This window comes from Gemmiger formicilis (assembly GCF_016901605.1).
Lineage (GTDB): Bacteria > Bacillota > Clostridia > Oscillospirales > Ruminococcaceae > Gemmiger > Gemmiger formicilis_B.
Window position 1 is genome coordinate 1 of the sequence record NZ_JACJKP010000394.1, and the last position, 576, is coordinate 576.

Consider the following 576-nt stretch of genomic DNA (forward strand, 5'->3'; position numbering starts at 1 on the left):
GGCGGCAGGTGCGGTAACAAACCAACAAAAAAGACGCCCCCCGGTGGGGGCGTCTTTTGCTTTTACGGGGCAAGGCCGGTCAGGACCGGCGCTGCGGGGTGTTTGCCTTAGCGGCGGTGGTAATGGCCGTCATCCCGGGGCTTGCGGCGCAGGTAGAATACCACGCCGCCAATGACTGCCAGCGCGGCCACACCCCCTGCAATGGGCAGGATGGGCAGACCGCCCTGGGCATCATCCTCGGTGTCCTCCGGGGCCGTGGTGGGCTCCGGCGTGGCGGTGGGCTCCGGGGTGGGCGTTGCGGTGGAACTGTGGCCCTATACCCCCTCCCGCGCCGGGTACCTGTTCATGGGCTGGTACGCCGATGAAGCCCTGACCCAGCCGGTGGGCACCATCGTGCTGGTCAAAGATACCACCATCTATGCCAAATGGGTGGTAGACCCCGCCGCAGCAGCCGCCAGCCAGGGCGGCAGGTGCGGTAACAAACCAACAAAAAAGACGCCCCCCGGTGGGGGCGTCTTTTGCTTTTACGGGGCAAGGCCGGTCAGGACCGGCGCTGCGGGGTGTTTGCCTTAGCGG

The 576-nt window shown here is 66.5% G+C and carries 1 protein-coding gene; it reads left to right on the forward strand.

What is annotated here, in order from left to right:
* The first annotated feature begins 210 nt into the window (after positions 1 to 210).
* Positions 211 to 573: an InlB B-repeat-containing protein gene (locus H6B10_RS15080; RefSeq protein ID WP_204652319.1), complete on the forward strand. Its 363-nt coding sequence runs from the start codon at positions 211 to 213 to the stop codon at positions 571 to 573.
* Positions 574 to 576 lie beyond the last annotated feature (3 nt).

Excerpts from the sequence above, each read along its gene's own strand:
- H6B10_RS15080 (WP_204652319.1), top strand. The coding sequence starts at position 211 with ATGGGCAGACCGCCCTGGGCATCATCCTCGGTGTCCTCCGGGGCCGTG.